The sequence below is a fragment of the Sphingomonas sp. T1 genome, assembly GCF_902506585.1.
In the GTDB taxonomy this organism is placed as follows: domain Bacteria; phylum Pseudomonadota; class Alphaproteobacteria; order Sphingomonadales; family Sphingomonadaceae; genus Sphingomonas; species Sphingomonas aerolata.
Map to the genome: position 1 here is coordinate 1 of NZ_LR733887.1, position 26,082 is coordinate 26,082.

Sequence of the window (26,082 nt, forward strand, 5' to 3'; positions counted from 1 at the left end):
GGCCCAGTGGCTGCTTCTTCCGGTTCAGGAAGAAGCGAAATGCATCGCGCTCGCCGCTTACAGTTGCAGGGACAGCCTCGGCTTCAGGTGGCGAACCACCCTCACCGCGTTCCCTATTAAGCCCCTTTCGGGGCACCGACGCGATCATGCCGCCCTGCTCGGATCGAACAGGTCAGCGGCGCCGGTCTATCTTGCCGAAGACCATCGGGCAATCGGTCGGAGCGGCCATCACAGAGGTCAGAAGGGAAGTCGGTGCCCCTTAACGAATGGCGGTAACTGGGAAGGAGCGAATACGTCGCTAATGTCCGGCTATGGGTCCACGTGTATCTCCCCTGTTTATGCGGTGCTTCCCGCAATGGCGGCTTCGATCGCGGCGACGTCTATCTTGTGCATCGTTATCATGGCTTGGAACGCGCGCGCGGCAATCGCTGCGTCGGTACTGCCGATCGCTTCGATCAGTATGCGCGGCGTAATCTGCCAGTTCACGCCCCAGCGATCCTTGCACCACCCGCAGGCGCTTTCCGCGCCGCCATTGCCGACGATCGCATTCCAGTAACGGTCGGTCTCCGCCTGATCGTCGGTATAGACCAGGAACGATACGGCTTGGGTCTGCGGGAACTGCGGTGCGCCGTTGAGACCGAGGAACGCCATGCCGCACACCGTAAACTCGACCGTGAGAACGTCACCGAGTTGGCCGTTCGAATAATTGCCCGGCGCGTGGCGGATCGCATCGACACGACTGTCGGGAAAGGTCTCGGCGTAGAACGTCGCCGCGTCCTCGGCGGTACCGTCATACCAGACGCAGGGTGCGATCTTGGTCATGCCGCATCGCCGATCCGCTCGCCGACGATGCCGATTTGAGCGCCGGCTGGGTCGCCAAGATTGGCGGAATAGCCGCCGCCGGGAATCTGGTCTGGGCCCTGCAGGAGAGTGCCGCCAAGTCCCGTTGCGGTAGCGATCGCGGCGTCGATATCGGGCACGTAGGCGTACCAGTTCCAGCGCGCGGGCGCATCGGTGGTTGCGCTCGACATGATCGCGCCGGGGCGGGCCTCGCCGCTGCCGAGGAAGACATATTCGCCCATCGGCCCCATCGGCATTGCGCCCTCCCTAGTCCAGCCGAACAGGGCGCCGTAGAAGGCAAGTGCGCCGTCGGGATCGGGAGTGGCGAGTTCGATCCACACCCCGTGGCCGTGGTGCGGGCCCTGGACGAACGCGGACGACGGGTCGGGACTCGCGCCCGTCATCAGCACGAAGCTGACATGCTGCGGGTCCATCGCAATCGCAAAACGGCCGACGCCGGGAATGTCTGTCGGTTCGACCTGGAGCGAGCCGCCCAGTTCCCTGACCTGCGCCGCGGTCGCGTCAACGTCGCTCGTCCCGAAATAGACCGACCAGTCGGGAAGCGACGGCGCGTTCGGCGGCGGTGTCGCGATGCCTGCGATCGCCGCGCCATCGGGGGTGCTGGCGATCAGATAGGCGCCATGCTCGGGCATGGGCGAGCGCGCGATCGTCCAGCCGATCGTGGCGGCGTAGAAGTGCCTCGCTTTGGCCTCATCGGCGGTGTTGAGTTCGAACCAGATCGGGATGCCGTCGGGATTTTGCATCGGTCGTCTCCTCATGCATCCAGGATCGTGGTGAAGCCGCCATAGATCATGCGCTTGCCGTCGAACGGCAGGTTGGCGGGCGGGGTCTGCATCCGCGCGTCCGCCATGACTTTGGGCATGCCGGCGTCACGGGTCGCCTTGTCCGGCCACTCGACCCAGGAATAGACGACGACCTCGTCACCGATGGCATGCGCCGCGCGGGCATAGTCCGTCTTCTCGCCGGCGGGAACGTCGTTGCCCCAGGTCTCGACCACGCGGATCGCGCCGTTTTCGAGGAAGGCCGCCGACACCGTGCGCGCCAAGGCGAAATACGCGTCTTTGTTCGCAGGTGAGACGGGCAGGATGATGCCATCAACATACCCCGTGCCTGCCGCCGAGCCTTCCTCGACCTCCGCCTGGAACCCTGCATAGATCATCCGGCTGCCGTCGAAGGGCATTGACGCGCCCATCGCCTCCATCCGCGGATCGGTCATCATCTCGGCACTGGCGGCGTCGCGGGCGGCCTTGTCAGGATATTCGAACCAACTGAAGACGACGGTTTCGTCCGCGGTCGCTTGCACCGCCCCTGCGAAGTCGTTGAGCGTGCCGACGGAAACGTCATCGCCCCAATTCTCGACCATTCGCGCTACGCCGAACTCTTTCAAAAACGCCACAGCACCGGCTGCATGCTCGATATAGGCTTGGCGATTGGCAGTCGGCACCGCGACGACGAACCCTTCGATATAGGTCATGCCTGTTCTCCCTGCTTGGCGAGCCACGCGGCGAATTCGGGCGGGGGGCTGCCGGTGAAGCCAGCCATCTGGTCGGCCAGCGCCTTGGCGAAGGTGGGACGCGTGGTGCCCCGCTCGACATAAGCGATCAGGTCGGGATAGCCATCCAGCATGCCATCTTCGGCGACGATCCGGACCACCGCGACCATCAGAAGATCGCCCGCGGTAAAGACGTCACCGTCGAGCCAGGTTCGGTCGCCCAGCCGTCGCGACCGTTCGCCGAGCCGCTCGTCGATGCGATCGAGGACTGAGGGCAGTCGCGGCGCCGACCACGGCTCGCCGCGTTCGAACAGCGTGGCTATCGCATGATCCATGATCGGCGGCTCGACCGTATTGAGCGCCGCGAACATCCACTCGACCGCGCGCGCCCGTGCCGCGGGATCGGCGGGCAGTAGCGTGTCGCGGTGCGTGTTAGCGATATGATGGACGATCGCGCCGGATTCGAAGAGCAACACGCCGCCCTCCTCGTAGGTCGGTACCTGACCGAAGGGTTGGCGACCCGTGTGTGGCGCCTGCTTCTGCTCGCCTTGGCTCAGGTAGACCACGTCATAGGGTTGGCCGACCTCTTCGAGCGCCCAGCGGACGCGTAGGTCTCGGACCTGTCCCTTTGCGAAATCCGGGACCCAGTCGAAAGCGGTGATGGTGGGACGCATCGGAAGCCTCCTATTGCGGTTCTGCCTGGTCCGTTGCTGCGACGGCCATATTCGGACTCAGCGTCGCTTCACGGCTAGCGCGATGGGCTCAAGCTGCTCTCATTGATTGCGCGCCGGGCGGAGATGACACGATCACCATATAGCAGCGCCAAGGATCGATGGACGCCTTTGGCGCATCTATCGTTCGCCAAGGCCGACGCTTGCCGCTCGGCTTGTTCGCGCTTCTTGCTGTGGGCGAGATCCTAGTCTTGAACGTCGGGCATGGCAGGCACTCGGCACTGCGGGCGGAAGCTGATTCCAGCTCTCTATCGTCACCGTGCTCGCGGCAAGGGTGATGGCGATGCTACAGCATACGCCGATGCGGGGTGGGGAGATACAGCGTTCGTGCCGTCTGGCCCGCGCAATAGTCCGTCTGGCGCGTATCAGGTCGAACGCCATGTCGGTGAAGTCACTGGCACCTACATCGGGTTCAAGCCGCAATAAGGTGCCTTAGCATGTCGCGATCGACCAGCCCCTTGTTCGTGGATGCCGTGATCGATTGTATGGGTGAGGGAAGGGCGCCGACTCCTGAGGAAATGATGATCGTCGCCCAACGCATCTGGTCCGACGGCGGCGCCTCCCGCTCCGCATTCTCGTGGAACAGCCTGTCGGTATCCTCGCCTGATCGTCTCGGTTCGATGCGGGCGGCCGGCCTTGCCTTGCACGGCTCGCGGTAACGTCGCGATGGCAGCGAACGTTATCAATTTCCAGCGAGGCAAGTGGGACGGGGAGCGTGTCGCCGCATCATCGCTTGGCGCTCGCACAACGGGATAGATGCCTTTTACGCCGCTTCTGCGATGCGACTCCGCCCACGCTTCTAGCTGAGCGATCCGAAGTCAGCGCCTAACGGTCGCGGCATCATGCTGCCTTGGCTGCCGGCAGAAACGCTAGGGCTTCGATCGAGCCGTGCACAAAAACTTCTGCCTGGTGAGGTTCGCCAAGCCCAGACATTGATGGCTGCAGCAGTGCCACGCTTTCTCCATCGCCATTCCGTCTCGCGTCATCCAAAGGTGTATTGCCCCAGCGATCGGTCGATCCTGTCGCTGCGCCGCATCGGGCTGTGGCGCGGCATGGTGAGCGAAAGCCAGTTCCTGTTCGAGGCGGTTCTGCTCGGCCTGTTCGGCGGGATCACATGGATGCTCGCCAGCCCGCACCGTTCCCCGGATCGCCGGGCGCACTAAGAGCGTCCGAGCCGGCAAGCCTGTTCCCGGGATCGCCTATTCGCCCCAGCCGGTGACGTCCCGACCGCCGAAGATCATCCGGCGGATCTGGGGCGTGACCAGCGATGCGCTGAAATTGGGCTTGGGTTTGCCGGCCTCATCGAGACGGCGCATCTGCCCCTCGCTCAGCGAAATCCCGGTTGCGGCGATGTTGCTCTCCATCTGGTCCTGCCGCGTCGCGCCGATCAGCGTCGAGGTGACGCCCGGCCGCGCCATCACTCATGCCAGCGCGACCTGCGCGGCAGGACGATCGAGTTCTGCCGCAACCGCCTTGAGCGCGTCGAGAATATCCCAGTTACGCTCGGCGAACTTACTGTCGCCGAAGGGATTGGCGCCGCTGAGGCGACCGGTGTTGCTGGTGTCCTCGCGCTTGTACTTGCCCGACAGGAAACCGCCGGCCAGCGGGCTCCACGGCATGATGCCCATGCCGCCTTCGCGGGCCACGGGCATATGTTCGGATTCGATATCGCGCGCGACCAGCGAATATTCGAGCTGCATCGTGATCGGCCCGGGAATGCGGCGTTCCGACGCGATGGTCGCGGCCTTCACCGCGAGCCAGGCGGGCATGTCCGAAAAGCCAAAATAGCGGATCTTGCCGGCGCGCACGAGGTCGCCCAGCGTCTGCAGGATTTCCTCGACCGGCGTCACGCCGTCCCAGATGTGCATCCAGTAGAGATCGACATAGTCCGTCCCCAGGCGGGTGAGCGACGCGTCGATCGCGCGGTGGATGTTCTTCGCGCCCGCGCCACCGGCGTTGGGGTTGCCGCCACCGGCTTGCTGCGCGGTGAGCGGGCTGGCCGAGCCGTTGAACGCGAACTTCGTCGCCAGCACGATCTTGTCGCGCGCGCCCGAGTCCCTGATGAACTTGCCCACGATCTGCTCGCTGGCACCGCCCGAATAGATGTCGGCCGTGTCGATGAAATTGCCGCCCGCTGCGCGATAGGCGTCGAACAGGGTGCGGGCGGTCTGCTCGTCGGCATTCCATCCACCGGGCCCGAAGGTCATCGTCCCCAGTGCGAGCGGGCTGACGACGAGGCCCGAGCGGCCGAGCGTGCGGAAATCGGTGAGGGACATCGGGTGACTTCTTTCATATTGATCGCTATGAAAGCCCATGCCTCGGCCCTGGGCACCAGTTAAACTGTTTCGAAGCGACCACTATGAAACCTCTTTCGACCCCACTGCGCAAGACAGGCCGCCCCTTGTCGTTCGATCGCTCTGCGGCGCTACGACAGGCAATGCTCGTCTTCTGGCGCCATGGGTATGAGACCTCGTCGATCGCCGATCTGACCGGGGCGATGGGTATCACCCCACCGAGCCTCTACGCCGCATTCGGCGACAAGAAGCAGCTCTTCCTCGAAGCTGCCCGGCTGTATGCTGGCGACCCCGCCGCGTTCGCCGCGACGATCGACCGGGCGCCATCGGCGTTCGACGCGGCATCGGAGATGCTCGACGCGGTCGCTACGGCCTTTACCGGTGACGACACGCCGAGAGGATGTCTTCTGGCGAGCGCGACCGCGAGCGGATCGGCGGCCGCCGAGGACGTCCAGCGCGCCGTGGCGGATATCCGTCGAGCAATCGCCGCCGACCTGGCGGCCCGCATCGCGCGCGATATCGCGGACGGCGCGCTTCCCGCGGACACGGATACAGCCGCACTTGCCGGCATGGTCGTGGCGCTGATCCAGGGCATGTCGGTGCTGGCGCGCGACGGCGCCTCGCGCAACACGCTTCAGGCCGTCGCCGGGGCGGCGATGAAGGCATGGCCTTCCGCGCCGGAATGACGTCGACCTGCCGGACGTCAGTCGGCCGGTATCGACAGCCCCGCGAGCAGCGGCGCGTGCGCGGCGAGCCTGTGCGACACGAACTCGGTGAAAAGCCGCACGCGCTTCGTCTTGCGCGTTTCGCCCTGCGTGAGCAGCCAGACCGTACCGTACCGTACAGATGCAGTTCGGTGCCCGGCACCCGCGTGACCAGCGGATCGGCATCGCCGACGAAACACGGCAGCGTGGAGATCCCGAGCCCTTGCCGCACGGCGGCGATCTGTGCCGCGGCGTCGGTGGTGCGAAAGGGAACACCCGTCGTTCGAACGTCACCCTCGCTCGCCCAGTCCGGTATCCCGTGGCCACTTATCACGATCCAGCGGAGGGCATCCGGCGCGCCGGTACGCCAGGCCGCCCGCCGGTCGCGCGAAATATAGACCCCGCCATATAGCTCCGGGCCCTTAAGGCCGTGGAGGTTGAGCGGCAGCGTCTTGCGGTCGTAGACGACGCGGACCGCGACGTCGGCCTCCCGGTTGGTCAGGTTCGCCAGTTCGCCCGAGGACAGGATCTCCATCTCGATCTCGGGATGCAAGCGTGCGAAATCGGCGAAGTCGGGCATCAGCAAATGGGTCGCGAGGATCGGTGTCAACGTCACGCGCAACAGCCCGCGCACGCTCTGGTCGCGACCCAGGACACGCGTTTCCAGCTGGTGCGACGACGCCTCCATCTGGTGCGCGAGCTCGACGACTTCCTCGCCCGCCGCCGTCAGGCGGTAGCCCGAGGGCAGCCGCTCGAACATCTGCGCGCCAAGGCGATCCTCAAGCTGCGCGATCCGCCGCAGCACGGTCGCGTGGTTCACCCCGAGCTGCTTGGCGGCAGCGCGCACCGATCCTCCGCGCGCGGCGGCGAGAAAGTAGCGAACATCGTCCCAGTCGATCATGGTGCATCCCCGCGCCGCGTGCCGCGCTTGTCCTAATGTCCGACTAGCACATCACGGGCAGATGCGCGTGCTTACCGGATCAATTGCGCACCACCCTTGTGCGCCATTGCCGAGTGAGCGTCCGACCGGGTCACGCCCATCTTCAGGTTTACGGGACACCAACCCGCCAAAGCCCGGAAATGGCGAAACGAAGGACGTACGACATGACCCGACTGACTGGAAAGACCGCAGTGATCACCGGCGGCGCGAGCGGCATCGGCCTAGCCTCTGCCCGGCGTTTTTCGAAGAAGGCGCCTTCGTCTTCATCTGCGGCCGTCGCCAGGACGCGCTCGACGCCGCGGTCGCCGAACTCGGCCCCAACGCCCGCGCCGTGCAGGGTTCGGTCGTCAACGAGGCCGATCTCGACCGGCTCTACGCCGCGGTGTAGGCCGAGCGCGGCACGCTCGACATCGTCTTCGCCAATGCCGGGACGGGCAGCATGGTCAAGCTCGGCGCGATCACCGCCGCCCATATCGACGATACCTTCGACACCAATGTGAAGGGCACGATCCTCACGGTCGAGGGGGCCTTGCCGCTGATGCGCAAGGGTGGCTCGATCATCCTGACCGGATCGAGCGCGGGCACCACCGGCGCGCCGGCAATGACCACCTACAGCGCGAGCAAGGCGGCCGTCCGCAACCTCGCGCGGACCTGGGTCGAGGACCTCAAGGGCACCGGCATCCGCGTCAACGTGCTCTCGCCCGGCGCGGTTGCGACCGAACTCGCCGCCGCCGCGCTTGGGGAAGAAGGCCTCAAGGCCTATGGTGCGATGACGGGGTTCCAGCGCATGGGCGATCCTGCGGAACTCGGCGCAGCGGCCGCCTTCCTCGCCTCGGACGACAGCGGTTTCATGACCGGCAGCGAGCTCGCCGTCGATGGCGGACTGGCGCAGATCTGAGGCGCTCAAACCACCACGATCCGATCGATCGCCCCGCAGGGGCCACCACAGGAGACTATCATGACCTACGCAATCATCGGCTTCGGCAGTGTCGGCCAGGCACTCGCGAAAGCTTTTGGCCGAAGCGGAATCGACGTGTCCGTCGCAACCACGCGCGACCCCGCAAGCTTCGCAGCGGATGCGGCTGCGATCGGCCCCCGCGTCATTCCCACCACTCTCGCCGACGCCGTCACGGCGGACGTCATCTTCCTCGCCGTGCGGTTCGAGGCGCACGCGGATGTCGCCAAGGCGCTCCCCGACTGGCACGGAAAGACGATCGTCGACGCGACTAACGCTTACGGCGTCGAGCTGGGCGGACAGCCTTCTGCCCACGTCGTCGCGAAGGCCTTCACCCGCGCCAGGCTGGTCAAGGGCTTCAACCATCTGGTCGCAGGCGTCCTCGAGCAGGATCCGGCCGTTCACGTTGGCAGGCGCGTCGTCTTCCTGTCGAGCGACGATGACGGCGCAACGGCGGAGATCGGTACGCTCGCGGAAAAGCTCGGCTTCGCGCCGATCAGGCTCGGCGGGCTCGCGGAAGGCGGGTTGCTCGTGCAGGCGCGCGGCAGCATTTGGGGGCAGCTGATCTTCAAGGATCTGGTCAAGTTCGACTGAGCTACGCGCGGGTACGCAACGGAGTAGATCGCATGAGTATCGAAAAGAACATTGAGACCGTGAAGGACTTCTTCGCGGCGATGGGCAGCGACGATCCGCAGGATCTATTGGCGCTGGTTGCCGAGGACATCGAATGGATCATTCCCGGTCAGGACTGGGCGCTGGCCGGGACGCACCGCGGGCACGCCGGCGTGGCTGCCGTAATCCGGCAGGCGTCGCAAGAGATCGAGATGACATACCCGACGCCGCCCGAATTCGTCGCGCAGGGTGATCGCGTCCTGGTCATCGGTGTCGCGACGGGCCGGATCAAAGCCACGAACATGCCCTTCCACGACGAATGGATCTTCGACATCACCGTGCGAAACGGCAAGCTGACGAAGATCAAAGAGTATATCGACACACAAGCTTTGGCGCGGGCCAGCGCGGTGTCGGGGCCGGGGAATCCAGGAACCACGCCTGACGATGGCAGCGATCTGCGCGCTTCGTAAACGCTCACGCCGTGCGCGTGTGCACGGTCTCAAAGGAGGTTTCCGATGTACGACCAATCGCAGCAATCCGAATTGATCCGGTTCGCGCGGGTCGAGCGAGGCGCCCCGTTATCGACGTCTACCCGGGCAACGGCGACTGGACGCGCCTGTTCTCCGATGCGGTGGGACCAGGTGGACGAGTCTTCGGCTTCGTCCCGACCGAAATCCTCGATTTGAAGAGCGATCAGGTCGACCTGAGGCGGACGCTCGCGGAGGAGCGGGGGCATCAAAATGTCGAAGGCGTATCGGCGGACATCGTCGCGATGCCGGAGGCCACGCAAACGGCGGACGTCGTGTGGATGCACCTGTTCTATCACGATCTCCACACCGCACTGATCCAGACTAGGGGCGCGACTGCGGTTCGGTTCAATCGCGCCGGCTACGACCGGCTCAAGCCCGGTGGCTTCTTCGTAATCGTCGACCATGCTGCGGCCTCAGGCACGGGCACCAGCGAGACCCAGTCGCTGCACCGGATCGACCCCGCGGCCGTCCGCGAGGAGGTGGAGACGGCTGGCTTCGTCCTCGACGCGGAAAGTACACTGCTTGCGAACGCGCACGATCCGCACTCGGCCAAGGTGTTCGATCCCGCGATCAAGGGCGAGACCGATCGTTTCGCCTATCGGTTCTTAAAGCCCTGACAGGTTCTGACGGAAGCAGTCGCTCGGGAAGCGCGCGAGAGCGGCGGAATTGCTCAACACCCGCCACTTTTTCGCGTCCCTAGAACGGCCGCGACGCCATTCCACTCGGAGGACGTTGCGTGTGGAAGCGACCATTCCAGGCCGAGACGGAAGCTGAACAAATGGCAGGTTTTGGGAAGCGCTATAAGCCGGATGAACGTCCGGGTATGAGTCTCAGTGCGATCCAAGAAAACCGTTCGCAAATGAAGGGGGGCAAGATCAAAAGTTCAGAATCTATGATGATATAAGCAATAGCGTTATCGTTCATTATAAGGCGCAAGTGAATTATCACTTGACTTTGTAATTATATATAGTTTCGGTTTGTCGAATTGAGCTATTGGACGTCTTCGACGTCGGTCGTGCGACCGATCGCGTAATCATACCACAAGCGTCAAACAATTTCCAATATCGTTGCGTTCGCTATTCCGCCCCCCTCGCACATTGTTTGGAGTCCGTAGCGCGCGCCGCGCGCGCGTAACGCGTGAATGAGAGTTGCCGTCAACTTCGTCCCGCTCGCGCCCAATGGGTGGCCGAGCGCTATCGCGCCACCGTTGACGTTCAGGCGCGAGGGATCAGCCCCGGTCGCCTTCAGCCACGCCAGCGGAATGGCTGCGAACGCCTCGTTTACCTCGTAAAGATCGATATCGGCCAGGCGCAGCCCGGCGCGGGCCAAGGCCTTGGCCGTGGCGGGAATGGGCTCCTCGAGCATGATTACGGGGTCGCCCGCGGTAACCGTGAGCGTGTGGACGCGCGCGATCGGGGTAAGGTTGAAGCGCTTCAACGCGGCCTCGCTGACGATCAGGACGCCGCTGGCGCCGTCGGTCATCTGGCTCGCATTCGCTGCGGTGATCGTGCCGCCCTCGACCAGTGGCTTGACCGCACCGATCGCCTCGATCGACGTGTCGAACCGGACGCCTTCGTCTTGCGTCACCGGGCCCGCCGGCGTGTCGACGGGAACGATCTCGTCGGCGAACGCGCCGCGTTCGATCGCCGCTGCGGCGCGGCGATGGCTGTCGAGCGCGAAGGCATCCATGTCCGCGCGCGTCAGTCCGTATTTGTCGGCGACCATCTGCGCGCCGGTAAACTGGCTGAAGTCCGCGACATCATATCGATTGCGGATCGCCTCGCTCCACGGACCGGTGCCGAGCCCGGCCTCGGCGTGGAGGCGGAAGTTCGATCCCATCGGGACTCGCGTCATGCTTTCGACGCCGGCCGCGATCACCACGTCCTGCGTACCCGACATCACCGCCTGCGCGGCGAAATGCAGCGCCTGTTGCGACGATCCGCATTGCCGGTCGATCGTCACGGCGGGAACGCTGTCGGGTAGCCGCGAGGCCAGCACGAGATTGCGCCCGAGCGCGAAGGCCTGCTCGCCAGCCTGGCTGACACAGCCCACGATCACGTCTTCGATCGCCGCCGGATCGATCCCCGTTCTATCCACGAGAGCGTTGAGAACGATGGCGCCAAGGTCGGCGGGGTGTACCCCGGCGAGACGGCCTTTGCGACGTCCGCCCGGGGTGCGCAACGCATCAACGATGAAAGCATCTGCCATTGATTTCCATCCTAATACAGGCGCCGCGAGGAGTCTCGCGGTCGGAACGATCCCCTGCATCGCACGATCGCCAGATCTGTTCAATTCGTCAACGCATGCATTGACAACCGTCAAAGCCTGCGTCAGTTTTGCCGTAGCGACTGCCCCAGCGAGGGCGGCGCGGCGAGGATGCAAACAGGAGGCTGACGATGCGCGGCACGATGAAGCGGGCCCCGATGACCAGGGGAATGCTGGCGAGTGGAATCTCGGGACTGGCGCTGCTCGCGCTGCCCGCGACGGCACAGACGGCGCCGGGTGCGGTTTCGGGGCCGGACGCGGCTGCGCAAGCCGAAGCCCAGACCGAACCAGCTTCGACCGAACCCGCGTCGACCGGCGATATCGTCGTTACGGCCCGGCGGCGCAGCGAGACGCTGAACACCGTGCCAGTGATCGTCTCGGTCGTCGGCCAGGCGCAGATCGCCAACAACAACGCGACCGACCTCAGCAAGATCGGCGAACTGACGCCGACCGTCATCATCGGCGCGTACAAGTCGAACGGCGGTGGATCGATCGCGATCCGCGGGATCAGCTCGCCCGCCAACCAGGCCGGGTTCGAGCAGGCGGTGTCGGTCGCGATCGACGGCGTACAGACCAGCGACGGCCGTATCGCTCAGCTCGGCATCTTCGATGTGCAGCAGGTCGAGGTACTGAAGGGCCCGCAGGCATTGCTGTTCGGCAAGAACAACACGGCTGGCGTGATCTCGATCGCGACCGCCGATCCGACCGACCGGCTGGAAATCAGCGGGCGCACATCCTATGAATTCGTCGGCGACGAGAGCACGACGGACGTCGCGATCTCCGGGCCGCTTTCCGAGACGTTCGGGGCGCGTCTCGCGGTGCGTTATCGCAATCTGGACGGCTGGCTGCGCAATACCGCACGGCCGATCGCGAACCCCTTCTACCGCGCCGCCACCGGCGCCCCGGCGGGGGCGGCGCAATTGCCCGGCACCACGGATACGCGGCCGGGCGACAAGGAAATCCTGGCGCGGTTGACGCTGAAAGGCGAACCTTCGGACAACTTCACGTTCCGCGCCAAATCCTTCTTCGCCCGCAACAAGGACGCCGGGCCCGGCACCGCGACGCAGAATATCGGCCCCTGCACGGGCGCGACGCCGCGCATGTACGGCATCGCCGATCCGGCGGCCGATTGCGTGGTCGACAACCGGACGACGATCGGGAACCTGCCCGCCGCGATCTCGACGACGATGCGTGGCGGCACTGCGGACGGTTCGCCCTACGGCAAGCTGACGGTCCTGACGCAGGCGATCGATCTGGGCTGGAAGCTGGGAGCCGTGTCGATCGATACCACGACCGGTTACAACTACACGAAATACCGGTTCTTCTCGGGGCTGGACCAGACCAGCTACTCGCAGCTCGCATTTTTCAACGAACAGCGCGCCGAACAGTTCTCGCAGGAACTTCGCGTCACCAGCGACCTGCAGGGCCCGTTCAATTTCATGGCCGGCGGGTTCTATCAGACGTCGCGATTGCACGACAACAACGACACCAAGCTAAACGACGGCAATTACAACGCCGCGGCCAACCGCTATTCGACATATGAGGATTTCAGCCTCCAGACCGGCAATACGCTATCGGGGTTCGCGCAGGTCCTGGTGAAGCCGGTCGAGACGATCGAGATCGCGGGCGGCGCGCGCTACACGCGCGAGCGCAAGCGCTTCAGCAAGCAGAACCTCTATGGCATTGGCACGTTCAACACGCTGAACACCGCCTACCCCGGATCGAGCCGGATCGGCTATCTGGAGGGGAAGTTCGAGGACAGCAACGTCTCGCCCGAAGCGACGGTCACGTGGCGGCCCGACAGTAGCAAGACGCTGTTCATCGCCTACAAGACCGGCTTCAAGTCGGGCGGTTTCGGGCTGACGAGCCCGCTCCAGACGGGGACACGGATCGGCGATACCGATTTCGACTCCGAAAAGGCGCGCGGGTTCGAGGCTGGCGCAAAGGGGCTGTTCCTCGATGGCCGGCTGCGCGTCAACGTTGCGGCGTTCGCGTACAAGTTCACCGATCTGCAGGTGAACACCTATGACCCCGCGCGCGTCGCCTACACGATCAACAATGCCGGCGAAGTCCGTCAGCGCGGCGGTGAGGCGGAGGTGAACTACGCGCCGTTCCAGGCGCTGACGCTGCACGGTGCGATCGCCTATACGCATAACCGGTTCCGCAATTTCGTCGGGCAATGCTATGGCTATGCCTTCCCCACGGGTACGGTCCGCGCGACCGCCACCGCCCCGGCGAATTGTTCGTTCGTCAACGCGACCGCGCTCACGCTGCAACAGGATTTCAACGGTCGTGCGCCCGCCCGGTCCCCCGATTGGGCCGGCAATGGCGGAGCGGAAGTCACGATTCCGCTCGGCGCCTACAAGCTCGCCGTGACGGGCGACGCTTTCTACAGCGGCAGCTATTACGCGGCGGAGACGATGGCGCCATCGACGCTGCAGCGCTCGCTCTGGCGGTTCAACGCAAGCGCCCGCGTCGCCGAGATCGACGATCGCTGGTCGGTGTCGGTGATCGGTCGCAACCTGACCAACAAATATTACCTGCTCTACGCAGCCGACCGCACCGGGGGCGCGAGCGTCCCAGGCGCGATCAGCGAACAACGCGGCGTCATCGCGCGCGGACGTGAAGTCGCGTTGCAGCTTTCGGGGAAATTCTGATGGATGTGAACGATCTGCTGGTCACGCGCGACACTCCGGTCGGGTATGAACTGCAACCGCTCAAGAAGCAGGCGGCGATCCAGCTGATGGGATCGCGGTTGTGGGGGCGGTTCAATCCCAACCACTGGGATCCGGCCTATGCCGGCGCGACGGGGCTGAAGGCACCGATCCAGACCGGCGAGATGTCGTCCGCCTATATCGCGGAGATGTGCGTCAACCATTTCGGCGCGGCGATGTTCACCGGCGCGCGCGTGGTGTGCAAATACATTGCCTCGACGCTCGCGAACGAGGTCATCACGACGCACGGCGTGGTCCGCGAAAAGATCGCCAAGGGCGATGGCTTCCGGTTCGTCGTCGATGTCTGGGCGGACAACGAGGAGGGTGAGAAAAAGACCGTCGGCTTCGTCGAGGTCGATGTCGACGTGACGGGAGATCGCGCATGAGCACCGACCAGTTGCGGCCGATGTCGCCGGTCCAGATCGCACAGACGCGGGACTTCATCGACGGGCTCGAGGCTGGTGCCGCGACCTATTGGGACATGGTCGAGATCGGCGACGAACTGTCGCGTGAGCTGACGATCAGTCCCGAACTCGTGATCCTGTACGCGGACGGCGTCGAGGATTTCAATCCGTGGTACGAGGGCTGGCGGATGAACAGCTGGACGATTCCGGGCGAGTCCCCGTTCGGCGGCGCGATCGTACCGCCCTTGCTGGTTTCGCATTTCGTGCTGTCGGTGCAGTTCGATCACACCAGGCCGTTTGCGATCGGATCGATCCACACCAACCACGATTCCGAGATCCTCGCGCCGATCCCGGTCGGCGCGACGGTGCGGATCACGACGCGCGCCACCGACAAATATGTGAAGCGCGAGCGGCGGTACGTCCGGCATGCGGTGACCGTCGAGGATGTCGCGAACGGCACGCTCTATTTCCGCGAGACGCGGGATATCCTGTCGCTATGAGCGCGATGGTCGCAGACGGGCTGTTCGCGCTTCACGGCGACGAACCGCGGTTGATCGGTACGCGGTGTACCGCGTGCGACACGGTGTATTTCCCGCAGGCGCCGAGCTGTCGGAACCCCGACTGTCGGGAAAAGACGATCGAACGCGCGGTGCTGCCAACCCGCGGTATCCTCGTCAGCTATACCGTGCAGCGGTATCAGCCGCCGTCGCTGTTCCGGATCGACGATTGGCAGCCCTACGCGATCGGGCTGGTCGACCTCGGCGACGGGCTCGAGGTGATGGGCATGCTTTCGGGCTTTGCGCTCGACGGGATCGCGATCCGCACGCCTGTCCGGCTGGTCGCCGAGCCGCTCTACGCGGACGCGGAGCGGGGCCTCGTGCTGACCTACAAGTTCGCGCCGGAGATCGAACCATGACTCAGCCCGTCTATGTGCTTGGGGCCGGTGCGCATCCGTGGGGCAAGTGGCCGGACAAGCCACAATTGCAACTCGCGCTGGAGGCGATCGACCTCGCGCTCGCCGATGCGGGGCTTGGCTGGCCCGACGTTCAGGGACTCGTCGCGGCGAGTTCGCGGTTCGAGGGCGGCATGGGCTGGGGGCTGCATGCCAACGAGATCGTTCAGGCGGTGGCCGAACAGGGCATCCCGTGTGTCAACGTCGGCGGCGCCTGCGCGGCCGGGGCGATCGCGTTCCACACCGCGCACGCAATGATCGCCAGCGGCGAGCACGAGGTGGTGTGCGTGATCGGCGCCGAGCGGATGCCCAAGGGGTTCATCCCGCGCCCGCCCGGCAGCCAGGACGATATCAGCGACAGCGATTACCTCCGCTGGGTTGCGATGGGCGCGACCAACCCCGCCTATTGGGCGATCGAGGCACAGCGGCGGATGCACGAACTCGGCACCAGCAAGGAAACGCTTGCGCGTGCCGCGGTGCTGATGCGCCGCAACGCCGCGGGGAACCGCCTGGCCCGGTTCCGCAAGGAAACGACGGTCGACGAAGTGCTCGCATCGCCGATGGTCGCCGATCCGCTTCACCTGCTCCAGATTTGCCCGGTCAGCGACGGTGCGGCGGCCATTATCCTGGGCAGCGAGGCGTGGATGAAGCGGACCGGACGCCCGGCCGTGGCGGTCGCGGGCTGCGCGATCGCAACGGGCAGTTTCGGCGATCCCGGCCGCCGGATTCCGACGATCGCCTCGAGCGTGCGCGCGGGCGTCACACATACCAGCGAGGTCGGCAACGCGGTCGCGCGGGCCTGCGCGATGGCGGGGATCGGGCCCGAAGACGTCAACGTGCTCGAAATGGCGGACAATACCGCATGGCATATCCTCGCCTGGCCCGAGCAGTTCGGATTTTACGAGGCGGGGAAGGGCGACTGGATGCTCGAACGCGGCGAGCTGGATATCGGTGGAACATTGCCGATCAACCCAAGCGGCGGATTCCTGTCGTTCGGCGAGGCGACCACCGCGCAGGCCGTGCTGCAGATCTGCGAACTGACATGGCAGCTGCGCGGACAGGCCGAAGGGCATCAGGTTCCCGGTGCGCGCATCGGCATGTCCGCGGTGCTGGGGCTCGGCGCGAACGGCGGCTCGGTCATCCTGAAGGCGTGAGGACAAGATTATGCTAATGACGGATATTGCCGCGATCGTGACCGGTGGCGCCTCGGGATTGGGCGAGGGCACGGCGGCGATGCTGGCCGAAGCAGGCGCGCGCGTGACGATCTTCGATCTGAACGCCGATATTGGCGCGGCGACCGCGGCGAGGATTGGCGGACGGTTCGCGCGCGTCGACGTCACCGACGATCAAGGCGTAGCGGATGCGCTGGCCGAAGCGGAACAGGCGCACGGCGTCGCGCGCGTGCTGGTCAATTGCGCAGGCATCGCGCCGGCGGTGAAGACGGTCGGCAAGGACGGGACGCCGCATCCGCTCGACCTGTTCCGCAAGACGGTCGAGATCAATCTCGTCGGCAGCTTCAACATAATCTCAAAATTCGCCGCACGCCTGGCGGCGGCGGAACCGATCGGCGAGGAGCGCGGCGTGATCGTCAACACCGCGTCGGTCGCGGCGTATGACGGGCAGGTCGGGCAGGTAGCCTATGCCGCATCAAAGGGCGGCATCGTCGGTCTGACGCTGCCCGTGGCGCGCGACCTGGCACAGCACCGGATCCGCGTGATGACGATCGCACCGGGCATCTTCCTGACGCCGATGCTGATGGGACTCCCGCAGGCCGCACAGGATTCGCTCGGCACCCAGGTACCGCATCCGTCACGGCTCGGACGCCCGGAGGAATATGCGCAGCTGATCGCGTCGATCATCGCCAACCCGATGCTCAACGGTGAGGTTATCCGTCTCGACGGGGCGATCCGGATGGCCCCCCGCTGAGCTGGGGCGCGCTGGCCTGGGACGGGGCGATCCGGGATGCAACGAACGCGATCGCCGCATCGGCGACAGGTGTCAGCTGCGGCAGGCCGGCAAAGCCGTGGATCATCCCCGGATACCGACGCAGCGCGACGTCGACCTCGGCGTTACTCAATCGCCGGGCGAGCGCCTCGCCCTCGTCACGCAGCGGGTCGAACTGCGCGGTGACAATCGTCGTCGCCGGCAGGCCGTGCAGATCGGCGCGCGTCAGATCGACCGCCGGATCCGCCACGCCCCCGCCGCGATACGCGTCCCACGCCCATGCGAGGAACGAGGCGGTCAGCATATAGCCTTGCGCGAACTCCACCGCCGAAGTGCTGTCGCCAGCGGGATCGAGCAGCGGGTAGATCAGGCCGATATGATCGAGCGGGACGCCTTCGTCACGGCAGCGCAGCGCGAGGCCGAGCGCGACGTGACCGCCGGCGCTGTCCCCGGCAACGGCGATACGATCGGGATCAAGGTCGAGCGACCGTGTCTCTCGTCGAAGCCATTCGAGTGCCGCCTGCGCGTCGTCGAGTGCAGCGGGGAAAGGGTGTTCGGGTGCCAGCCGATAGTCGACCGCGACGACCGTCCGGCCGCTCGCATTGGAGAGTGTCCGGCACATCGCATCGTGCGTGTCGAGGTTGCCGAAGATGAAGCCGCCACCGTGGCAGAACAGGATTGCGGCGGCTCGCTCTAGCGTCGGACGGTAAAGTCGTACCGGGATCGGTCCGCCCGGCCCGGGCACGACGTGATCGGCCACCGCTGCCACGTCGGATCTCGGCGTGCGCGCCTGGAACGCGTTCGCGGCGCGGCGTAGATCGGTGAGGAACAGATGCGGCGGTGGCCGGCGCAACGCCATGCGCGGGTCGCCGAGCAGCGCGTCGAACGCCGGATCGGGCGCGTCGTCAGGCATCGGCATGCTGGCCGACCGTGCGCAGCGTCAGCCCCTCATAGCCCTTGGCCGCGGTCTTCTCCAGGATGCGGCGATAGCCGCGGACACCCCCGGAATATGGCATGAAGACGCGCGGCTTGCCCGGCATTTCGGCGCCCAGATAATAGGACGGCGTCTTCGGATACAGGGTTTCCTGCGCCCGCTTGTTTACATGCGCGACCCAGTCGCGTTCGGCCTCCCCGGTCGCCTCGATTTCGTTGATCCCGGCACGGCGGCAATGATCGAACAGGGCCACCAGCCAGTCGACCTGCTCCTCGGTCGACAGCAACACGTTGCTCAGCAGCGAGGGACTGCCCGGTCCGACGATAACGAACATGTTGGGGAAGCCGTGTACGCCGATGCCAAGAAAGCTGACCGGCCCCGCCGACCATTTCTCGCGCAATGTGTACCCTCCGCGACCGACGATCTCCGGCTTCAGCAGCGATCCGGTAAATGCGTCGAACCCGGTCGCGTAGATGACGATGTCGAACAAATATTCGGCATCTCTGGTCCGGATGCCGTGCTCGGTAAAGCGCTCAATCGGGGTTTCGCTGATGTCGACGAGCGAAACATTGGGCCGGTTGAACGCCGTGAAATACCCGCTGTCGACAGACGGGCGGCGTGTTCCGAACGGGAAGTCGCCGGGCGTGAGCTTGGCGCGCAGCGCTGGATCGTCGACCTGTTCCGCGATCTTGCCGCGGATGAACGCGGACGCGGTATCGTTCGATTGCTGGTCGAGCAGGATATCCTTGAAGGTCAGCGCGAATCCGAAGCCGAGCCGGTTCCACGCAGTCTCGAACGCCGCGTTGCGCTCAGCCTCGGGCACGTCGATCGCCGCGCGGTTGTCGGGCACGAAACCGAGACCGCTCGGCGAATTGCGCGCCGCCTCGCGGCGTGCCGGATAGTCCGCCTTCACCGCACGGTCCTCCGCGTCAGTGACCGGTGCGTTGGCGGCAGGGATCGAGTAATTTGCAGTGCGCTGGAAGACCGTGAGGTGCGCGGCCTCCCTGGCGATTACCGGCGTCATCTGCACGCCCGACGATCCGGTGCCGATGATCGCGACACGCTTGCCCGTGAAATCGACCTTGTCCTTCGGCCAGCGTGCGCTGGAGATGACGCGCCCGGTAAAATCGTCCTGACCCGGATAGCGCGTATCCTTGGGCGTCGACAATTGTCCCACCGCGAGGATCAGCTTTTCGGCATTCCAGCAACGCCCGTCGCTCGCCTCGACGATCCAGCGGGCGGTCGCCTCGTCGAACGTCGCGCGTTCCATGCGGGTGCGGAGTTGGATGTCGCGGCGCAGGTCGAAGCGATCGGCGACGTGGTTGATGTATCGCAGGATTTCGGGCTGCGTCGCGTAGCGTTCGCTCCAGCGCCATTCCTGTTCGAGCTCGGGCGAAAAGCGATAGGAATAGTCGTAGCTTTCGACGTCGCAGCGCGCGCCGGGATATTGATTGAACTGCCAGACCCCGCCGATATCGTCGCCCGCTTCGAGAACGGCGACCGAGAATCCCTGCGAGCGTAGCGTATGCAACGTCCGCAAACCGCCGAACCCGGCACCGACCACCAATGCGTCAACGAACGTCGTCATGGACCTCTCCTGTCCATCGGTAATCCCTCATTTTCCCATGCCAGTCAACGGTCGTGTGGAAGATCGTTGCGACGTGGCAACAGCGTATCCCGCGTTCACATCCACGCGATTTTCCACGACTACATTGACGATCCCGTTTTCGCCGGATTAGATTGCCGTCGTCGGCCCTGGTCGACCAAGGATTGACCTCCGGCCGGATGGCGTCGCGCCGTACCGGACCGGCAATGGCGAGGTGTGCAGGAGATGATGGGATCGGTCGCCGATCGGCAGCAGGCGTTGCGGGCCGCGATGCCCGTCTGGGAGCCCCGGACGTTGCACGCGGTGCTCGACGATACGGTTCGCGCGACGCCGGATCGACCGTGCGTGATCACCGACGACCGCAGCTGGAGCTATGCCGAGATCGCCGCCTGGTCGAAGCGGCTGGCGGCCGGGCTGGTCGCGCTCGGCGTGGCACCCGGCGAGAAGGTCGCACTGGTGCTCGCGAACTATCCCGAATTCGTTGCGATCAGATATGCGGTATCGCGGATCGGCGCGGTCTGCGTGCCGATCAACATCCTTAATCGCTGCGACGAACTCCGCTATCTGCTCGATCAGTCGGACTCGGTGCTGCTCGTCACGATGGATCGGTTTCGCGGGGTCGATTATCTCGACATGCTCGACCAGATCGCGCCAGGGTGGGAAGATTCGGGAGGCGGGGAAGGCTTGCCGAACCTGCGGCATGTCGCGGTGCTGCCGACCGGCGAGGCGCCGGACCGTGGCGCTGCACGAATGCTGTATTCGCTCGAAGCCGGCGGTGGCTGCGCGGAGATCACGGTCGATCCACACGCCGTTTGCGACATCATCTACACGTCGGGCACGACCGGGCCGCCGAAAGGCGTGCTGCTGACGCACGACATGCTGATGCGTACTGCTTATGGCAGCGCCTATGCGCGGGCGTTCGAGGATGGTCGCCGGATCCTGTTCTCGCTGCCGATGTATCATGTGTTCGGCTATGTCGAAGGATTGCTGGCGGTGCCGTTCGTCGGTGGCGCGATCGTGCCGCAGTTGCGGTTCGATGCGATCGCGACGCTGGCGGCGATTGCACGGCATCATGCGACCGATGCCCTGTTGATTCCGGCGATGTCGCTCGCGGTCCTCGATGCCGCGGGGGAAGGGACGTACGACCTGTCGCGCTGGAATGCGGTGCTGGCATCGGGCGGACGCGCGCCCGAGCGCCTGTGGCAGGGTCTCCGCGAGGGGCTGGGGGTGGACGAGATCACCACCGGCTACGGCATGACCGAGACGACCGCATCGACCACGGTCACGCGTCCCGACGATCCGGTCGAGCGGTTGCTGACGACGAATGGCCGCCAGCGCGACGTCGGCGTCGCCGGCGATCCGCGGCAGGGCGGGCGGCTCGTCACCTACCGCGTCGTCGATCCCGGCACGGGCGCGGTCCTGGACGATGGCGAGACGGGCGAACTCGTCGCCAGCGGCTACGGCGTGACGCAGGGCTATTACAACAAGCCCGAGGCGACCGCGGCGGCGTTCGATGCCGAGGGCTGGTTGCGCACCGGCGATCTGGGCCGGATCGACGATGACGGCTATATCACGCTGCTGGGCCGGACCAAGGAATCGTACCGCTGCGGCGGCGAACAGGTGCTGCCGACCGAGATCGAGGATCTCCTGACCACGCATGCCGATGTGGTGCAGGCGCATGTCGTGCCGATCCCCGACGAGCGGATGGGCGAAGTGGGCGTCGCGTTCGTCGTCGCGCGGCCGGGCGCGACGCTCGACCGATCCGCGCTCCAGACGATGATTGCCGCGCGTCTCGCACGGTACAAGGTACCGCGGCATATCCTGCTCGTCGATGCGGCGGCCATCCCGACCACGGCGTCCGGCCGGGCGCGCAAATTCCTGCTGACCAAACAGGCTCTGCAAATCCTGGAGTTGCCATGACGACGATCTTCACCGCCCCCGACCGCAAGATCGCAATCGTTACCGGCGGCGCGCGGGGCATTGGCGCGGCGATCGCCACGCGGCTTGCGACGGATAGCCACGACGTCGCCGTCTTCGATCTGGATGCTGACGCTTGCGCCGAGACGGTCGGCCGGATCGAGGCGACCGGACGCCGCGCGCTGGCGGTCGCCGTCGACGTATCGAACGAGGACGCGGTCGTCGCCGGGGTCGCGCGCGTCGCCGAGGACCTCGGGGCACCCACTGTCCTGGTCAACAATGCCGGCATCCTCCGCGATCGGACGCTGGCGAAGATGACGCTGGACGATTGGGAGGTCGTGATGGCGGTAAACCTCCGCTCGGTCTTCCTGATGTGTCGCGCGGTGCAGCCGCATATGCGCGCCGCGCGATGGGGCCGGATCGTCAACCTGTCGAGCATCGCCGCGCTCGGCGTGATCGGTGAGGCGAATTATGCTGCTGCCAAGGCGGGCGTTCAGGGCATCACGCGGACGCTGGCGATCGAACTGGGCCGTCACGGCATCACGGCCAACGCGGTTGCGCCGGGTTTCGTCGTCACCGACATGACGCGTGCGGTCGCGGCGCGCATGAACATGCCGTTCGAGGACATGGTGACCGAGATGATGCGCGGGATCCATGTCGGGCGCCCCGGCCTACCCGATGATATCGCGCAGGCAGTCGCGTTCTTTGCCGACGAGCGGTCCGGCTTCGTGACCGGGCAGGTGCTTTACGTCGCAGGCGCACCGAGGGGGTGAGGGTGTGCGCCCTCGCCAAGCGCGACCCGAGCCCTTAGTGCGGCATCTCGCATCGAAGGGCATCAGAGTGGCAAAGCAACCATCGTTGATCGGCAAGCGACGATCTGCCGCAGGCAAGGAGCCCCGCGAATCCTATCAGAACCGCCGCCAGGAAATCTCTGAGGCGGCGGTCCGCGTCTTCCACCGGCTCGGCTACAGCGCGGCGAGCGTCAGCGCGGTCGCAGCCGAACTCGGCGTCGATCGCGCCACGCTCTATTATTACTTCTCGTCAAAAGAGCAGATGTTCGACGAGATCGTCCGCACGGTCTTGGAAAGCAACGCGGAACTGGCGCGCCGCATCGCCGACAGTCCGATCAGTCCGGCCCGCAAGTTGCGCGAACTGATCACCGCGCTGATGAACTCCTACGGCTCCAATTACCCGCTGCTGTATATCTACATTCGTGAGGATCTGACGCACGTCAGCGACACCCGATCAACCTGGTCCGAGCATATGCGGCAGCTCAATCGCAACATCGAACAATCGGTGATCGACATCGTCGAGCAGGGCTATGCCGACAAGAGCTTTCGCCGGGTCGGCGTGCCGCGGATTGTTGCCTACGGGATCCTTGGCATGCTCAACTGGTCGCACCGCTGGTACAAGCCGGATCGTGGCGCATCCGCCGACGAGATCGGTAAGGTTTTCGCAGAAATGATCTTGAGCGGCCTCGAGTCGCCCTATTAGCAGCGGCCACGCCTGGCAAAGTAATTAAAATCGTGCATCTATGCCGCAATACATATACTTCGCGTGCGTTTTGAAAATGAACGAATGACCGAACCTTGGAAGTGAAAAACGGCTCACGAATGTCGGTATTTGGGTCCGCTCAGACCTCGGTGCGTTCGGCCAATTCCAAAGCGTCCTCCACGTCAACGCCCAAGTAGCGCACCGTGCTGTCGATCTTGGCATGGCCGAGAAGGATCTGAACGGCGCGGAGGTTGCCAGTCGCCTTGTAGATGATCGATGCTTTCGTGCGCCGTAGAGAGTGCGTCCCATAATCCTGCGCTGGAAGGCCGATGCCGACCACCCACTCGCGCACGAGGCGGGCATATTGCCGCGTGCTCATGTGGTCCATGTAGTCGTTGCGGCTCGGGAAGACGAAGTCGTTCAGTGTCCCCCCACGTCGTTCCAACCATGCCCGCATCGTCTTTCGCGCTGTGTCCATTATCTCGAACTGAACCGGTCGTTTGGTTTTCTGCTGAACCACGAGGGCGCGGTCACGGACGCGCCCGCCGGAAACTACATCGCCGATCCGCACCCTGACCACGTCACAGCCGCGCAGCTTGCTATCGATGGCGAAGTCGAACAGCGCTCGGTCGCGTAGTCGCCTATGCTGGTCGAGCCAGAAGCGAATGGCCCAGACCTGTTGCTGTTTCAGCGCCCGCTTCGCACCGATCAGCCGGCCTTCGTTCCAAGGCCGAAGTTCGTGAAAGGCGGGGTCCATTGACGAGTGACCCATCGATCATCTCCATCGACCCAGATCAGTCAATCGAGTGTACGCAGGCTTAGTAAACCGGCGGTTTAGAAATGTGGTTGATCAGCCGTGGATGATGCTGAACAAGCTGTCGGTTTCGGGCGGCGCCTTGTAGTCTCTGTGCGGCCGAAAGTGGGTGTAGCCCGCCGTAGGCGACGCGGCCGAAAACGCCCACACTTGGACGCTCGAAGCGCCAGCGTTCGCGACCTCCACAAAAACGGTGGTGCCGCTGAATTAATCAGCTTGCCCCCCGTTTGCGAAAAGTTGCAGTGCCGCAATCCCGTTGCTCATTCGTCGGTCGACAATTCCCGTCGCATCCTTCTCTCGCGCTAGAATGCCCTTAAGGGATTTGCCACAGGTCGGCACGATTGAGTCCTAACCGACGCATCGCCAGCAGTTTTAGCGTTTCAAGACGAATGTCCGGTGGTCAGCCGATCGGCGACCACGGTGGTGATGACCGCTTGGATGACATGGACGGCCCAACGTTCGAGCGCCTTGCGTGGACCGGCCTGGATCTCGCCCTCCGTGATGCCGAGCAAGGGGGCGATCCCGGCAATGTTCACCGCGTACAGCGCCGTTCCATACGCCGCGCCGATCGCCACCGGCGAAAGCGTCGGCGCGGCGCGACGAAGCGTCGGTACTGCCAGCGCGAACGCCGCGGACGCACCGAGATGATTACCGAACTCGACAAGGCTGGTGCCGGTATCGCCGATGACCTCGCGAGAGCCGGTGACGTCGTCGATCCAGTCGACTGCATCGCGATCAAGCGTCTTCGTCAGCACACCGCTCTTGCGGCCTGCAACCATTACCGCCGTCGTGACCAATCCGGCGAAAAGTCCGCCCACGACCGCTGCCTGATATGTTCGCATGGTATCCTCCTGTGATGATGCCTCGCGGCTAGATTGCTGTTGGAACTTCAGGCGCGAGGCGATTGATGATGCTGTAGTTGATCGCAGTCCACCATTCCGAGCCATCCCCTGCCAGCGCATTTTCGGATGCCTCGATTGCGACATGATCGTCGCTAAGCAGATAATCCTCGACGTCGTTCATTGAAGCGAACGCCAGCACCGATACGGCGTCGATCTTGCTGCCCTCAGGGTCCTTCTGCGTCGAACCGATGTTGTGAAGCTGGGCATAGCGGCGTACGAATATCCCTGTGAGGGGCTGGGCGAGAACGAGCGGCGCATGCTCGCGCAGCATCCGCTCCCGGAACTCCTCGCGCGACATCTCGGGTCGTCGCATGTGGATCTTCACTAGGCTGATGGCGTCGCGATGCCGTTCGCTGGGGATCAGAATATATTCTTCCGTGACCTCCCGCGTCACCATGCGAAAGGCGGTCTGCTCGTCGGCAATGATCCGCTTGCTGAACTTGTCCTGCCCCAGGGTGCGCTCGATATCCGCCTCCTGCGCATAGGCGATGTACGCAAGGCCGTCCCAACGTGGACGCTTGAACTCGGGGACGCGCTTCCAAGGATCAGAGGGCAGCCGCCCGTCCTCATCGATCATCGCGCGATAGGGCAGCGGGAAGCCCGAGGACGGCCCGGATGAAATCCGGTGAAGCTGATCGTAGCGCACCACCAATTCCGACGAGCTGCCCGGTTCGTCCCAGGCGAACTTGGGGCCGTGAACCTTGCGCCAATATTCGTCCCAATGCTCGAAGGCGAGGTTGGGATCGCCCTCGATCGCAAGCGCGCCCGGACGCCAGTTGGGCAGATGCACCTCATGCCCGTGCCGGCTCTTGGCCGAGCCTGAATCCTGTGGCCGATCACCGCGCGCCGTGTCGTCGACGCGACTGACGAAGGTCGGGGTAACGATCAGCGGCTTGGTCGTCGGCGTGTGGGTCTCTCCCAACGGGGGGCGATGCTGGTTGTCGGCGCGGTCGAAGTCGGTTGGCATGATTGGTATCCGATCCTGATAGGGTTGGAACGCTGTGTCGGGAACGATTG

At 64.8% G+C, this 26,082-nt stretch carries 26 protein-coding genes, 2 pseudogenes and 1 riboswitch; of the genes and pseudogenes, 15 read left to right on the top strand and 13 right to left on the bottom strand.

What is annotated here, in order from left to right:
• Positions 1 to 155: riboswitch (cobalamin riboswitch) on the bottom strand. This riboswitch is flagged as partial in the annotation.
• Between the two features lie 181 nt (positions 156 to 336).
• Genes GV027_RS18750 through GV027_RS18765 form a run of 4 tightly spaced genes read right to left on the bottom strand, consistent with a single transcriptional unit; the run spans position 337 to position 3,027 of the window.
• Entirely contained in the window at positions 337 to 822 is a 486-nt protein-coding gene (locus GV027_RS18750) for a VOC family protein (protein WP_159513171.1), read from the bottom strand.
• Positions 819 to 1,604 carry a VOC family protein gene (locus GV027_RS18755; protein WP_159513172.1) on the bottom strand — a complete coding sequence of 262 codons (786 nt, stop codon included), beginning with the start codon at positions 1,602 to 1,604 and terminating at the stop codon, positions 819 to 821. Before GV027_RS18755 ends, GV027_RS18750 begins: the two co-directional genes overlap by 4 nt.
• A gap of 11 nt (positions 1,605 to 1,615) precedes the next feature.
• A complete protein-coding gene (locus tag GV027_RS21940) occupies positions 1,616 to 2,335 on the bottom strand; it encodes a DUF1428 domain-containing protein (protein WP_159513173.1) in 720 nt (239 codons plus the stop codon).
• Positions 2,332 to 3,027 (bottom strand): glutathione S-transferase family protein, encoded by a 696-nt coding sequence (locus GV027_RS18765; RefSeq protein ID WP_159513174.1) that lies wholly within the window; start codon positions 3,025 to 3,027, stop codon positions 2,332 to 2,334. Before GV027_RS18765 ends, GV027_RS21940 begins: the two co-directional genes overlap by 4 nt.
• An 899-nt stretch (positions 3,028 to 3,926) precedes the next feature.
• On the opposite strand from GV027_RS18765, the gene GV027_RS18775 reads away from it, so the two are divergent.
• Entirely contained in the window at positions 3,927 to 4,247 is a 321-nt protein-coding gene (locus GV027_RS18775; protein ID WP_159513176.1) for a hypothetical protein, read from the top strand.
• 36 nt (positions 4,248 to 4,283) lie between these two features.
• Here GV027_RS18775 and GV027_RS21575 read toward each other — a convergent pair whose 3' ends face one another.
• On the bottom strand, positions 4,284 to 4,502 hold the full coding sequence (locus GV027_RS21575; protein WP_236559381.1) for a hypothetical protein: 219 nt from the start codon (positions 4,500 to 4,502) through the stop codon (positions 4,284 to 4,286).
• Between the two features lie 3 nt (positions 4,503 to 4,505).
• Positions 4,506 to 5,360, bottom strand: coding sequence for an aldo/keto reductase (locus tag GV027_RS18780; protein WP_236559382.1), 855 nt, complete (start codon positions 5,358 to 5,360; stop codon positions 4,506 to 4,508).
• A gap of 83 nt (positions 5,361 to 5,443) precedes the next feature.
• Here GV027_RS18780 and GV027_RS18785 point away from each other — a divergent pair, with 83 nt between their 5' ends.
• Positions 5,444 to 6,064, top strand: coding sequence for a TetR/AcrR family transcriptional regulator (locus GV027_RS18785; protein ID WP_159513177.1), 621 nt, complete (start codon positions 5,444 to 5,446; stop codon positions 6,062 to 6,064).
• Positions 6,065 to 6,302: 238 nt separating this feature from the next.
• Here GV027_RS18785 and GV027_RS18790 read toward each other — a convergent pair.
• Positions 6,303 to 6,983, bottom strand: a pseudogene (locus GV027_RS18790) (LysR family transcriptional regulator); the annotation flags it as partial.
• A 203-nt stretch (positions 6,984 to 7,186) separates the two neighbouring features.
• Here GV027_RS18790 and GV027_RS18795 point away from each other — a divergent pair.
• From GV027_RS18795 to GV027_RS18810, 4 genes and pseudogenes are all read left to right on the top strand, one after another.
• Positions 7,187 to 7,920, top strand: a pseudogene (locus tag GV027_RS18795) (SDR family NAD(P)-dependent oxidoreductase).
• A 60-nt stretch (positions 7,921 to 7,980) separates the two neighbouring features.
• Positions 7,981 to 8,571 (top strand): NADPH-dependent F420 reductase, encoded by a 591-nt coding sequence (locus GV027_RS18800; protein WP_159513178.1) that lies wholly within the window; start codon positions 7,981 to 7,983, stop codon positions 8,569 to 8,571.
• 32 nt (positions 8,572 to 8,603) lie between these two features.
• Positions 8,604 to 9,059, top strand: coding sequence for a nuclear transport factor 2 family protein (locus GV027_RS18805; protein ID WP_159513179.1), 456 nt, complete (start codon positions 8,604 to 8,606; stop codon positions 9,057 to 9,059).
• Positions 9,060 to 9,076: 17 nt separating this feature from the next.
• Complete coding sequence (locus tag GV027_RS18810) at positions 9,077 to 9,736, top strand: class I SAM-dependent methyltransferase (protein WP_236559383.1); 660 nt, start codon at positions 9,077 to 9,079, stop codon at positions 9,734 to 9,736.
• A 430-nt stretch (positions 9,737 to 10,166) separates the two neighbouring features.
• Here the strand turns inward: GV027_RS18810 and GV027_RS18815 are convergent, their stop codons facing one another.
• Positions 10,167 to 11,327, bottom strand: coding sequence for an acetyl-CoA C-acetyltransferase (locus tag GV027_RS18815; protein WP_159513180.1), 1,161 nt, complete (start codon positions 11,325 to 11,327; stop codon positions 10,167 to 10,169).
• Positions 11,328 to 11,515: 188 nt separating this feature from the next.
• Here GV027_RS18815 and GV027_RS18820 point away from each other — a divergent pair, with 188 nt between their 5' ends.
• The 6 genes from GV027_RS18820 to GV027_RS18845 are packed head-to-tail and all read left to right on the top strand — an operon-like array spanning position 11,516 to position 17,380.
• Positions 11,516 to 14,041: a TonB-dependent receptor gene (locus tag GV027_RS18820; RefSeq protein WP_236559384.1), complete on the top strand. Its 2,526-nt coding sequence runs from the start codon at positions 11,516 to 11,518 to the stop codon at positions 14,039 to 14,041.
• The gene (locus GV027_RS18825; RefSeq protein WP_159513181.1) at positions 14,041 to 14,484 is read left to right on the top strand and encodes a MaoC family dehydratase; all 444 of its coding nucleotides are present in this window, start codon (positions 14,041 to 14,043) and stop codon (positions 14,482 to 14,484) included. Before GV027_RS18820 ends, GV027_RS18825 begins: the two co-directional genes overlap by 1 nt.
• Complete coding sequence (locus tag GV027_RS18830; RefSeq protein ID WP_159513182.1) at positions 14,481 to 15,002, top strand: MaoC family dehydratase; 522 nt, start codon at positions 14,481 to 14,483, stop codon at positions 15,000 to 15,002. The genes GV027_RS18825 and GV027_RS18830 overlap by 4 nt, the downstream gene beginning before the upstream one ends.
• On the top strand, positions 14,999 to 15,418 hold the full coding sequence (locus tag GV027_RS18835; protein ID WP_159513183.1) for a Zn-ribbon domain-containing OB-fold protein: 420 nt from the start codon (positions 14,999 to 15,001) through the stop codon (positions 15,416 to 15,418). Before GV027_RS18830 ends, GV027_RS18835 begins: the two co-directional genes overlap by 4 nt.
• Positions 15,415 to 16,608 (top strand): lipid-transfer protein, encoded by a 1,194-nt coding sequence (locus GV027_RS18840; protein ID WP_159513184.1) that lies wholly within the window; start codon positions 15,415 to 15,417, stop codon positions 16,606 to 16,608. Before GV027_RS18835 ends, GV027_RS18840 begins: the two co-directional genes overlap by 4 nt.
• A 10-nt stretch (positions 16,609 to 16,618) precedes the next feature.
• Positions 16,619 to 17,380 (top strand): SDR family NAD(P)-dependent oxidoreductase, encoded by a 762-nt coding sequence (locus GV027_RS18845; protein ID WP_159513185.1) that lies wholly within the window; start codon positions 16,619 to 16,621, stop codon positions 17,378 to 17,380.
• Here GV027_RS18845 and GV027_RS18850 read toward each other — a convergent pair.
• The gene (locus GV027_RS18850) at positions 17,340 to 18,317 is read right to left on the bottom strand and encodes an alpha/beta hydrolase (protein WP_159513186.1); all 978 of its coding nucleotides are present in this window, start codon (positions 18,315 to 18,317) and stop codon (positions 17,340 to 17,342) included. The genes GV027_RS18845 and GV027_RS18850 overlap by 41 nt on opposite strands.
• The gene (locus GV027_RS18855) at positions 18,304 to 19,920 is read right to left on the bottom strand and encodes a flavin-containing monooxygenase (RefSeq protein WP_031441270.1); all 1,617 of its coding nucleotides are present in this window, start codon (positions 19,918 to 19,920) and stop codon (positions 18,304 to 18,306) included. Before GV027_RS18855 ends, GV027_RS18850 begins: the two co-directional genes overlap by 14 nt.
• Positions 19,921 to 20,163: 243 nt before the next feature.
• On the opposite strand from GV027_RS18855, the gene GV027_RS18860 reads away from it, so the two are divergent.
• From GV027_RS18860 to GV027_RS18870, 3 genes are all read left to right on the top strand, one after another.
• Complete coding sequence (locus GV027_RS18860) at positions 20,164 to 21,858, top strand: AMP-binding protein (RefSeq protein WP_201302707.1); 1,695 nt, start codon at positions 20,164 to 20,166, stop codon at positions 21,856 to 21,858.
• Positions 21,855 to 22,628 carry an SDR family oxidoreductase gene (locus tag GV027_RS18865; RefSeq protein WP_159513187.1) on the top strand — a complete coding sequence of 258 codons (774 nt, stop codon included), beginning with the start codon at positions 21,855 to 21,857 and terminating at the stop codon, positions 22,626 to 22,628. The genes GV027_RS18860 and GV027_RS18865 overlap by 4 nt, the downstream gene beginning before the upstream one ends.
• Before the next feature lie 67 nt (positions 22,629 to 22,695).
• Positions 22,696 to 23,349, top strand: coding sequence for a TetR/AcrR family transcriptional regulator (locus tag GV027_RS18870; protein WP_201302708.1), 654 nt, complete (start codon positions 22,696 to 22,698; stop codon positions 23,347 to 23,349).
• Between the two features lie 139 nt (positions 23,350 to 23,488).
• On the opposite strand, the gene GV027_RS18875 is transcribed toward GV027_RS18870, so the two are convergent.
• The 3 genes from GV027_RS18875 to GV027_RS18885 form a co-directional block, all read right to left on the bottom strand.
• On the bottom strand, positions 23,489 to 24,106 hold the full coding sequence (locus GV027_RS18875) for a tyrosine-type recombinase/integrase (protein ID WP_236559385.1): 618 nt from the start codon (positions 24,104 to 24,106) through the stop codon (positions 23,489 to 23,491).
• Positions 24,107 to 24,543: 437 nt separating this feature from the next.
• A complete protein-coding gene (locus tag GV027_RS18880) occupies positions 24,544 to 25,005 on the bottom strand; it encodes a hypothetical protein (protein ID WP_159513189.1) in 462 nt (153 codons plus the stop codon).
• A gap of 28 nt (positions 25,006 to 25,033) precedes the next feature.
• Complete coding sequence (locus GV027_RS18885; protein WP_159513190.1) at positions 25,034 to 26,032, bottom strand: EthD domain-containing protein; 999 nt, start codon at positions 26,030 to 26,032, stop codon at positions 25,034 to 25,036.
• Positions 26,033 to 26,082: the final 50 nt, after the last annotated feature.